This window comes from Accumulibacter sp. (assembly GCF_031732815.1).
GTDB lineage: Bacteria > Pseudomonadota > Gammaproteobacteria > Burkholderiales > Rhodocyclaceae > Accumulibacter.
In genome coordinates this window covers 51,079-64,393 of the sequence record NZ_JAVMKF010000268.1, presented here as the reverse complement: position 1 = coordinate 64,393, position 13,315 = coordinate 51,079, and the positions used below count along the sequence as shown (strand labels likewise).

Genomic DNA, 13,315 nt, shown 5'->3' with positions numbered 1-13,315 from the left:
GATGTTGAATTCATGGTGACCTCGCGTTGGAGTAGCTGCCTTCGCAGCGAACTGACAGGATCGAGTGATGCAGGGGAACGACAGGCTCGGCGGAACTGCCCGGCACGTCAAAGCCCGTGTATTTCATGACCGTGAACAAGCGCGAAAACAGCGCCAAGTTATCGTTGAGACCATAGCGCCAGAGGCCCCTGCGCCAAATGCAACTGAGGCAACCTGGCTGTAGTGTTCGGTGACACTTGAACAAAGTCCTGTCGATCTGTTCCCGCGGCGCGGGGTAGTGAGAGGCTGAGTCGAGGTCACTCTCGCATGTTTCGTCCTTTCCCACTCAGGATAAGCCAAAACCTCGGTGCTGACGAGCTGGCAATCGTACTCTGCTGCCAAAACCTTACAGAAGCCGTGACCGCAGCCGGCCCCGATAACGCTTTGACCGTGCGAGCCTACCAACTTGTCGACGGTACTCGCTCGTTCTCGCGCGCGGCCGATGGCGCTCTGCTCGTTGTAGCTTGACCTTGCTTGCGCCACCAGTTCACAGCTGGACATCAGGGGCTCCATCGTCCTGGCAAGGTTTCTGTTCTTTCGATGCTCGGCGACTGACGACGATCATTCGGTCTTCGACAGTAGGAAGACGTATTCGTGGGTATTGCTGATTTCGTCATACCCTCTGTATTTCGAAACGACAAAGGACTTCGCGAACAATCGAGTTGCATCGTCCAAACCGTAGCGCCGGTAAGTTCCAACGCCAAACTGAGTCAAGGCTTCTTTGCCGTAGTGCTCCGTGATGTTTTCGCATCGCTCTGTCGAGGCGCCTTCCCGACATGGAATGGTAACCAATGCGAGGCCACCTGGTTTCAATACCCGGTGAATCTCGTGGATCGCCTTGGCATCGTCTTCCACATGATTCAGCACGTGGATCGCTACGAATGCATCGAAACTGCTGTCCTCGACCTTATCCATCGCCTGAATATCCATCTGTATGTCGGCATAACCCAGAGGGCGGACATCAAAGTTCAAGACGGTATTGGCCTTTCCAAGAATGGCTTGCTTCTCCACGGGATTGGCGTGACACGCCAACACATCGCGGCCGTCGAAGGGGTTGCCTATCTTCGTTAGCACGTCGAGAATCTGACGATGACGAGCACGAGATTCGCAGCTTGGACAAACATCACTGCTCAGCGGCTTTCCATAGCTCGCACTGCAAACGCTGCAATGGACGATCGCCTCACCGCTTCCACCCGGCGCCAGTATGCAGCGATTGTCGTTCGCCAACCTGATGTCGCTGTGCGCGGACAGGAATTCCTCATACCCCATCGGCCTGCTATTGGCCTTCAGGTGCTCGCACATTCTGTGCAAGCGTTCATCATGCTCAGCAGAAAATCCGACGAAGTGTCCATTCGCGTCCCGCGTCAGCAACGACCATGAATGCATCGTCAAGTTGAAGGTTTGCAGCTTCTTTCTGGACAGCACACGTTCAAAGCTACCCTTATAGACCGCCCAGTCGTGGCTCAATGGTTCCGGAGAGAGATCAACCGGTATTTCGATCAGCCCGTTTGCCCACTGAAATGGCTCATTGTTGACGACTGCCTGATCTTCACTTTTCCAGGCAGCCGCGTGCCGGGCACTGTTGAAGTTGCTGCATGCCTTGAAACCTGTCGCTTTTGCTGCAGCCAGGGTCTCCGAATTGAATTTGTAGGCACCCGCACGGAAGAGGACTGGAGACCGTCCGACAAATTGGCGGTACTTGAATGCGGCAAATCGCAGCAAGGAGTCGCTCAGTCGGTCATCAACGAGGTCCATTCCCACTGGCCCATCCGACCAGTTCTTGTCCGACAGACCCCATTTTCGGATAACCCATTCGGAATGCAGGTGAACATGCACTTCGTGCTGCTCAGAGATCAGGAAGTCAATAACCTCGCGGACCGCTTTGTCGCCGTATAGAAGGCACGCGGAGAAGTCGACCAGGAAATTTCCCTTGATCCCGTACTTTTTCAGAATTTGACTGATTCGGCGAATGCCAAACTCTTTGCCGTCGAACCGCCCCCAAACCAAGCGCCCCAAGGGGTCTTCCTCAGCGCGCCCTGGCAGCGCCTCAACATCGAACGAAAGAAAAGATACCGGTCGATTGCTTGCTCTTGCTTCGATAGCGCGTTGTAAGAACCGGATTTCCTGATCGGTCACGAGCCGTGACGCACGGCCTGCGATTACTCGTTCTGCCGCGCCTTTCGACAGCCGTTTGAACAACTCTGGGGACTCATACAATTTCTCCATGGCACTGGCCAACTCGACGGCGTCTTCTGGAGGAACGACGATCCCGCTGGTTTCATCGACGAACTCCGGAATTGCCGCAACAGAGGTAGTGACGGGCACCAGACCGGAGGCCATTGCTTCGTCGCGAGACACGCCGTGCGAATCCCATCTCGTTGGCACAAGGAACACACCGTACTCCTTGTGCAGGGCGGCTATTTCCGCGTGCGTCAGGAAGCGCTTTTCGACCTGGACATTTGGGAACTTCCGTAAAGGCTGAAGCGTCTCTTCAAAGAGCTTTCCGTCCCCGATCATCCGAAACTCCATGTCACTGAAACATCGAGATTCGGAAAGCTTCAGAAGCGCGGCCACGCTCAGATCGTTGGCATACTGGCGGGAGGCGTACGGTCTGACTGAAAGGACACGCTTGCGCTGCTCGGCGGGTTTTGTCTGATACGAAAAGAGCTCGGTATCGATAGGATTGTGGATGACTGTGTACCGGTCATCGGGCAAGCGGAAGCCCAGGTCTTCGAATACTTCTTCAGCAAAGTACCGGGAAACAAAGACAAGCTTCAGATTCTGGGGCATCGGGTTGAGAACGCGATGCCAGAAAGCCGTGCGCAGCTTGCTTTCCCGCATCGCCTTTGCACGTTCCTGCTCGTCCCGATAGTTGTACTCACGCCGATGCCACGGTTGGATTTCTGCCCCGTGGACCCAGACAGTAAGTTCGAGCTCCTGATAGTGCTCAAGCACCTCCCACATTTCTTCGGACAGGAAGTGCACCATGACTCTCTTGTAGCGTCCGCCCTCAAGCAGTTTGCGCAATGCAAGCTGCCCACCGGTGACCACATCCACGTTTTCGAACTCGTGGTAGCAGGTAGGCACATCGCGACGCAGGCGGAACACATCCACAATCACTCCGCGCTTGCGATATGCGCTCACGCGGCTATGGACAAAGGCGTTGCGGTAGAGATCGTCGTAACTCGGGTAATGGTTGGTGAGCAGCAGGGTGTCGCTGCGCCCCAGCAGTCGCGCCGGTTCCAGCTTCAGATGCCCCCACAGCAGGTACCTGAGGGTCGTCGTTCCACTGCCCGAGATACGCCAGCCGAAACGGACGAACGCGGTTTCCGGCGGAATCTGCGCCGAGTAGTTGCGATTGCTGACGTAAATGAGATGACTGATCTTCTGTTTCCGCGCGTCGAGAAAGACGAAGACATACTGGAGGTCGAGGCCAGGACTGGCTGCGAGGTGGGTTTCCAAGGTCCGACCGACCGGCAGTGCGCTGAGGGGCAAATCCTCGCGTGCGTAGAGATACTCGTGCTTGCCGTCAGGCAGCGACGAGCACACCGTGAGGCCGGCCGCTTCCGCCTGGAAGCTGATCTGAGGGTGCTTGACGCTGCTGTGCAGCTCGCGCAAGCGACTGGCGCTCCACTTCGCCAGATTGCTTTCATCGAAACTCGCCGGCGGAATGTTTTCCGCGGCGAGCACGAGTTCGTCGATGCTCACTCCGGTGTCGAGCGGCAGATCGTCGACGCGCCGTCCGAGCTCGCTTGGATCGCTCGCCTGGCGGCCGTTCCGGCAGTAGTTGAAGGGGTCGATCGCCAGACCCGGCGGGCACCACGCTTCGCCTTCCGGCGGCTCGAGCCAGCGCAACAGGAAAGCTTCGCGCGGCAGCGTATCCGCGTGCACCGCGCACGATCGGCGCACCAGGCGAACGGTTGGCCGATATGCGGTGTCGGCCTCGAGCAGGCGAATATTGCCCTCTACAAGAGCATGGTGTGCCGCCTTGCCGATCACCCGAGCGTCGCTGTAGCGCGTCGCGCACGCCAGGTCGAGCAGATAGTTCGGCCCGTAGTAGTCGTCAACCGCCATCGCCGCCAGCCATTCGTCGGCCGCGACCAAGTCGCCCAGGCGCGCCTGCGCCGCCTGCTGCGGCGTGAGAATGCGGCCTGCCGCGAGTTCCTCGGGCGTCAGGCCGGTCATCTGGACGTTCGGCGCGAGCGCGACGACCAGCCGCTTGCCGGTGTGGGTCTGCCTTCGAAAGTTGTCGATCAGCCAGCGGCAATCGTCCGCCGAGCTGACGCGTGCCGCAACGACCATCGACGGCAAGGCGTGGCTGCCGCGCCAGCCGAGCGCCTTGCACGCCGCGTAGGCCAGTCGGTGCTGATACGTATGTTCCAGCATCACCTTGCGCAAGCCGGCCAGGCGGAGCTTCTCGCCCTCGTCGCCAGACAGGTTTTGCAGGCGGTTGACGATCTCCTTGCCGCTGTCGCTGGCGATGACCAGGTCGCCGAAGAGCAGCCGAACGCCGCGTGAGAAGTTGCTTACGGTGATCGTGTTCGAGCCGAGCAGCTCGTACACCCGGCGCGCGAACATCGTTTGCGACTGCTTGATCGAGTTCAGGTTGATCGCGTAGCGATAGCCCTTATACGCCTTGTCGATCTCGCTGAAGGGCAGCGTACCGACGATATACGGTTGATACTTGGGCGGAAACTGGTAGTTGGCGTCGTCCTTGCCGAAGTTGCGGTCGAAGATCTCGAGCGGTTTGAACTGCGGGAACTCGGCGACATAGGTTTCGAGGTCGCGCGTCCGTTCGGGGTAACGAACGTAGTAGGCCCCGGCGAAGCAGAACGCATCCTTGCGTGCATAGAGCTCGAGCGGATTGTGCATCTTCGGCTGGCAGGCAAAGGGGAGGAGGTAGACACGCGAATGGCCGAGCGCCGCCTTGTAGCGGGCAATGCAGTCGATATCGGTGGTGAACACGTGATCGAACTGCTGCGCCGTGGTCAGAAAGGTTTCGAAATGGATCGGATCTTCCTTGTTCCAGAACAGCGTCGGGACTTGTCGGCGGCGGCACCACTGCAGCACCGAGCGCAGCTCACTGCTCAGCGCGCCGATCTTGCGGTTCCAGAGTTCGTCCTTGCCGCGCCAGGCAGACTCGACAAACAGGAGGTCCGGCTCGAAGCCCGCCAGCTCGGCAATTGCCCCCTGCGGCGTCAGCGCCAACAGATTGCATTCGGGCTGGTAGCTGTGGAAGGTGAACTCGTCCATCACGCAAGCTACCTTGATCGCTTGCAGGGGAAGCGGCGAACAGTCGCGGCGGCCCTGGCTGCTCAGACGCTTCTCGCAGAGCGCGATGTTGGCCGAAAAATACTTCTCGCCCAGACGGCTGGCCAGTTGGCGGTAGAGATCGAGCGCCAGATGGTAGTTGCCTTGGGAAAACTCTTTCGCCGCCTGACGGACGATCGATTGCTGCAGCGACATGGCGTGCATTCCCCTTTCTATTTCGTTGCTCAAGCGGCGAACGGCGCCGCGACGCCGAGCGCAGCGCGCCGTTGGGCGGTCCCGACGCGAACCCGGGCGCCCGGAACCGCACTTCGTCGCTCTCGCCGACGGCTCACGCCAGCCTCCTCGCCGAGCGCTTCCGCCTGGATTGCAGGATGTTGCGGATGCGCAAGTCGGTGCCGACGAGCCTGACCGTAGCGGCGTGCACCGCCTGCGACCGCTCGGTCGTGTCGCACATTACCAGCATCGGCTTGCCCAATGCGGGAGCTTCCTCCTGGACGCCGCCTGTATCGGTGATGAGGAGCGCGCTACGCTCCATCAGGAAGACGAAAGGCTGGTCGCCGAGCGGCGCAGCCAGGTGGACCTCGGGCCCGCCGGAAAGCAGCCGGCGCCCGGTCGTCTGGACATTCGGTTTGAGGTGCACCGGGTAGACCAGAGGCGCCAGCATGGTCGCCTCGGCGCGAGTGCCGAGAACGCTCAGAACCTTCACTCGCCGGACCCATTCTCGGCCGGGTAGACCGAAATCAGGCAGGCGTCCTTTTCCAGTTTACGCTCGCTCATCCGATGGGCGATTCCGGCCGCCTGCAGCTCGCCTTGCCAGAGCTGGGCAATTTCCTTTTCGTCTTCGCGGATGTAGTCGTCGAGCACCAGGTCGATGCGCGCGCCGACACAATGCTGGACGAGCAGCGGACCCGCCGGATAGCGGGCATGCTTGCCGGTCACGGCGGGCGGACCATCGATGATCGCCAGGACTCGCCTGACGCCACCGGCGTACTGCTGCGCGAGATTCGCCAGCACCGCCTGGCAGTCATAATAGGCGTAGGTATTGCCGTTCGGCGCCAGCCAATCCTGCAGCGGTGCGAGCACCAGTTGCACGTTTTCGACGAGTCCCGCCTGCTGCAGATGCGCCCGGGTCTGCCGGTAGTACGGTTCGAGATGCTCGAACGAGATGAAGTGCGTCGGCGCCCGGCCGTCTTCGCGCGCGGCCATCGTGGCCAGCGCCTTGGCGACGATGACGGTCGAGATCCCCGAACCGAACTCGATGATCAGGTCATAGTCGTTGAGGGCCACGAGTTCGACCAGATAGAGACCGAAATCCGGGCTGACCGGCCAGCTATGGCGTTCGCTGTTCACCGTCGGCAGTTCGCCGGTTGCGTAGTAGCTCTGCAAGCCGATGAGCGCCTGCGTCTGCTTGCTCGAATTGGCGATTTCGTTCCTGAACGCACCGTCGAGGTACTTGCGCAGGCGGATCAGTTCGTCGGCCTGCTTCCTGAACTCCTCGTCTACCGCGCCGCTGTTCGCGGCCAGCGCTGCCGCCAACTCCTGAATCTGTTGCGCGACCAGTCTGGTCTGTTCGTCGCGCGCGCGCATCAACTGTTCAAGATGCTGCTCGAGCTCGCGCAGTTTCAGGCCGAGGGCGGCGTTCTCGCTTTCCAGCGAAGCCTGCGTTCTGGTCAGTTGGAGCACTTCCCCCTGCCGCTGCGCAGCGAGGATCGTCTGCTCGTCGCGCACTCGTGCGAGCGCCGCGACTTCCGCTTGCAGCGCATGACTGCGCGTGAGCAGCGCCGACATCTCCTGCTCCTGTCGGCTGCGCGCATGTTGCAGGGTATCGATTTCGCCCTGGCGCTGTGCGGCCAGCGTGCTGCGTTCATCGCGCGCACGCACCAGCGCGGCCACTTCCTCCTGCAGCGCCTGATGACGCTCCGACCATGCCGACTGCGCTTCTTCGAGCTGACGAAGCGCCGCCTGCGTGATCGCCAAATCATCCTGCCGCTGCGCGGCCAGCGCCGACTGCTCATCACGCGCTTGCGTCAGCCTTGCGAGTTCTTCCTGCAGCATCTGAGAGCGTCCCAGCAGGGCCGACTGCTCGTGCTCGAGTTCATCCCGCGCCTGCTGCAGCGCCTCGATCTCGCTTTTCCTCCGTTCCGCCAGCGCGCCGCGTTCGTCCCTCGCCTGCGTCAGGACGGCGACATCGTCCTGCAACGCCTGGCAATGCGCGCGCAAGGCCGATTGCTCGTGCTCGAGTTCATCCCGCGCCTGCTGCAGCGCCTCGATCTCGCTTTTCCTCCGTTCCGCCAGCGCGCCGCGTTCGTCCCTCGCCTGCGTCAGGACGGCGACATCGTCCTGCAACGCCTGGCAATGCGCGCGCAAGGCCGATTGCTCGCGCTCGAGTTCATCCCGCGCCTGCTGCAACGCCTCGATCTCGCTTTTCCTCCGTTCCGCCAACGCGCCGCGTTCGTCTCTCGCCTGCTTCAGGGCGGCGACATCGTCCTGCAGCATCTGGCAGCGCGCCGAGAAGACGGAGCGCTCGTCTTCGAGCCGATCGCGAGTGAACTGCAGGGTGTCCAGCCTGCTCTGCCTTTCCGCGGCAAGCGCCGACTGCTCGTCACGCGCTGCGCTCAGCGCAAGCACTTCCGCCTGCAGCGCCCGGCGACCCGTGAGCAAGACCGATTGTTCGAGTTCGATCCGGCTGAGCGCCTGCTGCAGTCCTGCGATCTCGCCCAGGCGCTGCGCGGCGAGCGCCGACTGCTCGTCGTGTGCCTGACCGAGCGCAGCCATTCCTGTCTGCAGCACCGAGTGTTCGTCTTCGAGCTGGCTGTGCGCGCGTTGCAGTTGCGCGATCTCGCGCAAGCGCAGCAAGGCAAGCGTCGCTTGTTCGTCGCGCGCTTCGCTCACCGCCGCCACTTTGCTCTGCAGCTCCAGGCTGCGCGCGCGCAAAGCTGCGTGTTCCTGGGTGAGCTTCTCGATCTCGCCCAGGCGCTGCGCGGCGAGCGCCGACTGCTCGTCGTGTGCCTGACCGAGCGCAGCCATTCCTGTCTGCAGCACCGAGTGTTCGTCTTCGAGCTGGCTGTGCGCGCGTTGCAGTTGCGCGATCTCGCGCAAGCGCAGCAAGGCAAGCGTCGCTTGTTCGTCGCGCGCTTCGCTCACCGCCGCCACTTTGCTCTGCAGCTCCAGGCTGCGCGCGCGCAAAGCTGCGTGTTCCTGGGTGAGCTTCTCGATCTCGCCCAGGCGCTGCGCGGCGAGCGCCGCCTGTTCGTCGCGTGCCTGGCTCAGGCTGCTGATCTGGCGCTCGACTTCGGCGCGCCGTTCGGAGAACGCGCACTTTTCCTTCGCCTGCTGCAGACGGACTCGCGCTGCCTCGCGGCGCAGACGCTCGGCGTGTCGCAGCTCGGAATCGCTGAAATGCAGGTTCGCTGGGAGGACTTCGAGCAGGGCGGCGGCTTCCAGCAGTTCGCCCGCCTCGTGCAGCCTGAAGGCCAGCCATTTGAGGCGAAACGGACGTGGTTCGCTGGCGTAGGCGCGCCGGGCGAGTTCGGCCGAGCGGACCGGCTCCTGATGCATCAGGCTGCGGGCCAGCGCGGTGAAGGCGTTGGCCTGCATGCCGGCGGACAGCGGCAGGCTGCTGAGCAAGGCATCCACCGCATCCAGGCCGCCTTGCCGATACGCCGCCAGCACCTTTTCGAAGCCCTTGCCGCCGAGCTCGTCGGGCGGCGTCTGTTCCTTCGCGGCCTGCCAGACCTTGTGCAGTTTGCCTGGCACGGCAAGCAGTGCCGCTGTCGAAGTTGTTCCCGCGATCAGGATCTCGCCCAGTTTGCCGGCCAGCGTGTGTTGCGCCTCGATCCGGTGCACTTCCTGTTGCGTTTCGAGAAGGCTGCGGTAGCGCAAGTTCTCGGCCATCAGCTCGGGCAAGCCGTCGTCGACCCAGTCGATCGTCAGCCGACCGGCCAGCGCCTGCCCGCCGGGACCAGCACCACCCTCGTGCAGTCGTTCCAGTTCCTCCTGCACGACGTGCAGCTGATTGAAGAGCAGCCGGTTCTCCTCTTGCAGATCCGCGTCTGGCGTCTCTGCCGTCACCGCTATCGAGCAATCTTGAACTCTGTTCATGGCGCGCGTCGCCTGTGGCAAGGGGGTCATCAATCAAGGTGGTCCATGACGATGCTCTCCAGCAGCTTGAGAATTCCGGCGAGCATGGCAGCGACCAGCAGGGTGACGATCGTGTTGTAGATCCGGCGTGGCTCCATCGGGTATTCAGGCAGCGTCGGCGCCTGCAGGACGGAGACCTTCTCCAGCATCCGGGAGGCATCGATGCGCCCTTTTTCCAGCGCGACGAGCGACGACTTGTAGAGATCCTGCGTGAAACCGACTTCCATCTGCAGGCGTTGAAACTCTTCGACCGAAACGTTCAGTGTCTTGCCCGAGGGCGTCGCGAGTTTTGCCTTTTCCTGTTGGATCTGGCGGTCGACAGCGGCCAGCGATTGCCTGAGCATGACGATGTTCGGGTGATCACGGTCGAGCGTCTTGGGCAGGAAACCCAACTGCGTCTGAATCTGGGCGCGCTGCGTTTCCAGTCCGGCAATGATCGTGCTGATGCTTTCCGCCGTCGCCTGCGGCGAGAGCAGGCCTTTCTCGTTCTGGAAGTTGAGCAGGCGCTGGCTGGCTTCCTGAAAGCGAATCTGGGCGGCGTTGACCTGTTTGATCAGGAAGCTCACCTGCGCTTCGGCCATCTCGTGGCCAAGCTGATTCATATAGCGCTCGCCTTCCTGAACGAGCATGCTGGAGATTGCCTGCGCGGTCTGCGCGTCGTAGGCCTGTACGCGCAAACGCAGGACACCGGCGAAGTCGTCATAATCCACACTGAGGCGGCCCAGGAAATGGCGGTGAAACCACTCCATCGAGGCATCCTTGAACCACATGCGCGAGACAATGTCACGGCCGGAGTCGCTGTAATGCGAACGCAGGTCGAGCTTGGCGTCGAGCGCCTTGAGCATGTCCACCGAGAGCAGGTACTCGCGCAGAAGGAGCTGGTCCGGCCGATTCACTCCGGCAACGCCAGACACCAGCAGCGAGAAATCGAGCGCCGGGGCATTCAGCGAATCGGTCTTGCGAATGATCACATTGGCTTCCGACACGTAGCGGTCGGAAGCGACGAGCGCCCAGTAGACGGTTCCCAGCAAGGCAAGCAGCGCGCTCAGGCGGATCAGCCGGGAAAACACGCGGATCGACAGCCAGCCGCTGCCAGCCCGCGCCAGACGCCCGTTCAGTCGGGTCGGTGGGGGAGTGCTCTGAGTGTCTGCGCTTTCCGTCATTGCGGGATCGCCTCCTTGTAAGCCTTGAGGGCATCATCAATGGCATCGAACCAATAAGCCTTGCCGGCATGAATCCAGATCCCCGACTGGCAAAACTCCTTCAAGGTGCCTTCGTCATGCGCCACCATGATCAGCCCGGCGCGATCGGCCATCTCCTTGAATGCGGTCGCCGTTTTCTTGCGGAATGCGGCATCGCCGGCGGCGGTCACTTCGTCGGAGATGTAGACGTCGAAGTCGAAGGCGAGCGAGAGGGCAAACTGCAGGCGCGAGCGCATGCCGGTCGAGTACGTGCTGACGGGTTCGTCGAAGGCTTCGCGCAACTCGGAGAAGTCCTCGACGAAAGCCAGTCGGTCGGCCAGGTCGGCCTGGTGCCCGTGCACACGGCAAACGAACTTGGCGTTCTGCCGCCCGCTCAGCGTGCCCTCGAGACCGCCCTCACCCATCGGCCAGGAGACGCGGCAGCGACGCTCTATCCATCCTTTCGAGGGGTGATCGACGCCGCCGATCAGGCGCAGCAGGGTCGATTTTCCCGCCCCATTGGCGCCAATCAACCCGACGTTGAGCTTGCGCGGAATGTTCAGGCTGACGCCCTGCAGTACCCAGCGGCCGACGCCGTGCTCGGTCTTGTAGCGCTTGTGGATATCGTTGACGACGATCATTTCATCACCAACTGCAAAGCGAAACGGCGGTAGAGCAGCAAACCGAGGAGCAGGCTGACGATGACCCAGGCGTAGAGGTAGGCCATGTCGACTCCGGGAACGACATGGTAGTAAGGGACGAAGCCCTGGCGGACCAGCTCGACACCGTGCACGATCGGGTTCATCAGCAGGAACTCGCGATAGGGCTGGCGCACCGACGCCATCGGCATGATCACGCCGGAGATCAGGTAGAGCGGCATCATCAGGAGCTTCAGGATGTGCTCGGTCTCGGGTACCAGTTCCATCAGCACCGACGCGACGAGGCCGTAGCCCAGACCGAAAAGCCACAGGCCGCCGACCGCCAGGGCGACCAGCAAGGGGTCGCGCGGCAGGCTGTCGTGCCCGAGCAAGGCAGCGGCGGCGAGGATGGCGCTGGCGATGATCACCATCAGGAAGGCTTCGAGAACCGCGCGCACGATCGCCGGATCGAAGGGCTTGACCTGTCGGTAGGCAAACAGCGGCCGATTGCAGTCAACCGCGTACATCACCTGAATGGCAGTACGACGAAAGAGGAAGAAGCCGAGCATGCCGACGATGATCCATAGGGCAACGTCGATTCCGCCCACCGTATACATGCGCACGGCGGAGTAGACCACGGTGATGAAGGCGATGTGCAAGGCCGGCTCGATGAGCAACCAGAACCAGGCGGCGCGCATGTCGAACAGGCGATCGATCGCCTCGCGCAGGAAGATGGCCTGCCAGACGGCAAAGCTGATCGCCAGCGGATTGCGCGGCTCACGCATGGCACGACCGAAAATGGACGAGGAGTGCGCTCATCGACGCGCTCAGTTCTGCCACGCCCGGTTCAGCGTCACGCTCGGTACGGCGACCGATACGACCAGGCGCAGGAACTTTTCGAACTCGGCGGCGGGCGAGTTCGCGACGTAGATCACATCCCGGTTCTGCACCGGGAAATTCTGCGTGATGAAGAACGACGCCGGGTCGCGCAAGTCGACCTGATAGACCACCGGAACGCTCCCGCCGGCGTGCTTGACCGGGTCGCGCGCGGCGACCAGGCGGGCGTCCTCGAAGCGGAAGACGAATACGCCGCGCGCGTCCGCCCGGCTGTCGTTCAGGCCACCTGAGCGGGCGAGCGCCTGCGCCAATGAAATGCCTTGCGCTTCAAATGGAATTTCTTCGTTCTTGCCGGTCGCCCCGAGCACCGAGAAGCTTTGCGACTGAAACAGCGCGGTCACCACGTCGCCCGGCTTGAGGACGATGTTCTGCTTTGGATCGCGGATGATCGAGTCGAGCGCCATCGTCGCCGTGACATTGTCGCGCGAGAGCTGTAGCGCCATGCGGTTTACCGGTTGCCTGACCCCCCCGCCGGCGGCCAGCGCGTCGAGCAGCCTCTCGCCCTTCGGGGTCAGCGCCATCAGCGTGCTGTGGTTCACCTCGCCGACGACGGTGACGTTCGAGGTATTGTTCTTGATCACGCGCACCAGGACCTGCGGCAGATTGGCCTTGCCATGCAGACGCCGGACGATGTCGTCCTCGATCTCCTGCGTCGCCCGCCCCTTGACCGGAACGCGCCCGGCAAACGGCATGGTGATCGTCCCCGCCGGAGTGACCATCTGTTCGGGGAAGGTGACGACGCGCGTCGTCGTCGGTCCGCTTTTGGCTTCGATGACAACCGCACCGAACAACATGGCGGGTGGCGCCTCCCAGACAGAGACCTCGATGATGTCGCCCGGTCCGATCAGATAGTTGTTCGACGATGCCGCCGGGAAGAAGTCGGAAAACTCGCCCAGCCGTTTGCTCGCTGACAGTTTTCTCGCCAGCGCGTCGTCGACGTCGATCAGCTCGATGCCTTCGATGCGGCCGCCGACGCGCTCCTGCTGCACCTGCTGCACCTGCTCGCGGCTGGCGCCGCTGGCCGAAATCCAGTCGGGAGCGGTCGCGCAGGCGGAGAGGATGAGCGCCGCAGCGCCCAGGCCGGCGTGACGAATGCCGACGCCACACGGGTGCTCAGACCGCGCCATGGGTACTTTCCTGGTGGACAGC

The 13,315-nt window shown here is 62.2% G+C and carries 6 protein-coding genes and 1 pseudogene; all 7 read right to left on the bottom strand.

Going from position 1 to position 13,315, the window contains the following annotated elements; translation table 11 throughout:
- Positions 1-600 precede the first annotated feature (600 nt).
- The 7 genes and pseudogenes from RKP46_RS15835 to RKP46_RS15805 all read right to left on the bottom strand — a co-directional run bounded on the left by RKP46_RS15835 (position 601) and on the right by RKP46_RS15805 (position 13,293).
- On the bottom strand, positions 601-5,292 hold the full coding sequence (locus RKP46_RS15835) for a glycosyltransferase (protein ID WP_311107510.1): 4,692 nt from the start codon (positions 5,290-5,292) through the stop codon (positions 601-603).
- Between the two features lie 406 nt (positions 5,293-5,698).
- A pseudogene (locus tag RKP46_RS15830) lies at positions 5,699-6,058 on the bottom strand (UDP-N-acetylglucosamine 2-epimerase); the annotation flags it as partial.
- Entirely contained in the window at positions 6,013-9,411 is a 3,399-nt protein-coding gene (locus RKP46_RS15825) for a hypothetical protein (RefSeq protein WP_311107509.1), read from the bottom strand. The pseudogene RKP46_RS15830 and the gene RKP46_RS15825, both read right to left, overlap by 46 nt.
- Before the next feature lie 29 nt (positions 9,412-9,440).
- Complete coding sequence (locus RKP46_RS15820) at positions 9,441-10,613, bottom strand: chain-length determining protein (RefSeq protein ID WP_311107508.1); 1,173 nt, start codon at positions 10,611-10,613, stop codon at positions 9,441-9,443.
- Complete coding sequence (locus tag RKP46_RS15815) at positions 10,610-11,272, bottom strand: ABC transporter ATP-binding protein (RefSeq protein WP_311107507.1); 663 nt, start codon at positions 11,270-11,272, stop codon at positions 10,610-10,612. Before RKP46_RS15815 ends, RKP46_RS15820 begins: the two co-directional genes overlap by 4 nt.
- A complete protein-coding gene (locus RKP46_RS15810; RefSeq protein WP_311107506.1) occupies positions 11,269-12,054 on the bottom strand; it encodes an ABC transporter permease in 786 nt (261 codons plus the stop codon). The genes RKP46_RS15815 and RKP46_RS15810 overlap by 4 nt, the downstream gene beginning before the upstream one ends.
- A gap of 42 nt (positions 12,055-12,096) precedes the next feature.
- Positions 12,097-13,293: a polysaccharide biosynthesis/export family protein gene (locus tag RKP46_RS15805; protein WP_311107505.1), complete on the bottom strand. Its 1,197-nt coding sequence runs from the start codon at positions 13,291-13,293 to the stop codon at positions 12,097-12,099.
- Positions 13,294-13,315 lie beyond the last annotated feature (22 nt).

Excerpts from the sequence above, each read along its gene's own strand:
- RKP46_RS15825 (WP_311107509.1), bottom strand. The coding sequence starts at position 9,411 with ATGAACAGAGTTCAAGATTGCTCGATAGCGGTGACGGCAGAGACGCCA.
- RKP46_RS15810 (WP_311107506.1), bottom strand. The coding sequence starts at position 12,054 with ATGCGTGAGCCGCGCAATCCGCTGGCGATCAGCTTTGCCGTCTGGCAG.
- RKP46_RS15835 (WP_311107510.1), bottom strand. The coding sequence starts at position 5,292 with ATGGACGAGTTCACCTTCCACAGCTACCAGCCCGAATGCAATCTGTTG.
- RKP46_RS15805 (WP_311107505.1), bottom strand. The coding sequence starts at position 13,293 with ATGGCGCGGTCTGAGCACCCGTGTGGCGTCGGCATTCGTCACGCCGGC.
- RKP46_RS15815 (WP_311107507.1), bottom strand. The coding sequence starts at position 11,272 with ATGATCGTCGTCAACGATATCCACAAGCGCTACAAGACCGAGCACGGC.
- RKP46_RS15820 (WP_311107508.1), bottom strand. The coding sequence starts at position 10,613 with ATGACGGAAAGCGCAGACACTCAGAGCACTCCCCCACCGACCCGACTG.